Genomic DNA, 952 nt, shown 5'->3' on the forward strand with positions numbered 1-952 from the left:
GTGAAGGTCGGACTGGTCGATGGCCCCGTCAGCGGCGGCCCCAAGGGCGCCGCGACCGCGACGATGACGATGGTGCTCGGTGGTTCGGATGCCGACGTTGCTGCTGTCGAGCCGGTCCTTGCCGTCATGAGCGCGAAGCGCGTCCACGTCGGTCCCGTCGGGGCGGGGCACGTGACGAAGATCATCAACAACATGCTGACTGGCGTGCATCTGCTCGCGACGAGCGAGGCGGTACGTGCCGCCGAGGCCGCGGGCGTGAACCCGGAGAAGCTTGTCGAAGCATTGAACGGCGGATCGGGGCGCAATAGCGCAACGCTGACGAACTATCCGACCTGGATCTTCAACGGCAAATTCGATTCCGGATTCACGATGAAGCTGATGCGCAAGGACGTGCGCCTTGCGATGGACATGCTGCGCAAGCTCAGCGTCACGGCACCGATCGCGATCGAAGCTGGCCGCCTTTGGGCGGCGAGCGTTGAATCGATCGGCGACCAGGAGGACTTCAACCGGATCGTGGAATTTACCGAAAAGAACTGACTGAATTCAGGAGCATGGACATGGAAAACCAAGCAGCACAGAACCTTCTGGCCGCATTCGCGTACTTTTTCCCGAATGCTCAGACCATCGGATCGTACGTCGGTGGTCAACTGATCGACGGCGCCGGCGAATCGATCCAGTTGTACGACGCAGCGACCGGAAAGCCGAGCCTCGTATACAAGGATGGTGGCGCCGCTGTCGTCGAACTGGCGGCTCAGGCGGCGGAGATTGCACAGAAGCAGTGGTGGTCGCTAACACACGCAGCGCGCGGACGGGTGATGTTCGAGATCGCGCGCGAGCTGCGCAAGGAGGTCGAGCAAATCGCACGCCTCGAGTCGCTCGGTTCCGGCAAGCCCATTCGCGATTGTCGCGGCGAAGTGGCGAAGGTCGCGGAGATGTTCGAATACTACGGCGG

The 952-nt window shown here is 62.1% G+C and carries 2 protein-coding genes; both read left to right on the plus strand.

Annotated features, from left to right (window positions below; all coding sequences use genetic code 11):
- Positions 1 to 537: NAD(P)-dependent oxidoreductase (locus ACFUEJ_RS24105; RefSeq protein ID WP_388032357.1), on the plus strand; the 537-nt coding region annotated here is incomplete at its 5' end.
- 20 nt (positions 538 to 557) lie between these two features.
- The coding region (locus ACFUEJ_RS24110; protein ID WP_388032359.1) for an aldehyde dehydrogenase family protein at positions 558 to 952 on the plus strand (395 nt) is incomplete at its 3' end.

The organism is Gordonia sp. NPDC057258 (assembly GCF_042668985.1).
Lineage (GTDB): Bacteria > Actinomycetota > Actinomycetes > Mycobacteriales > Mycobacteriaceae > Gordonia > Gordonia hongkongensis.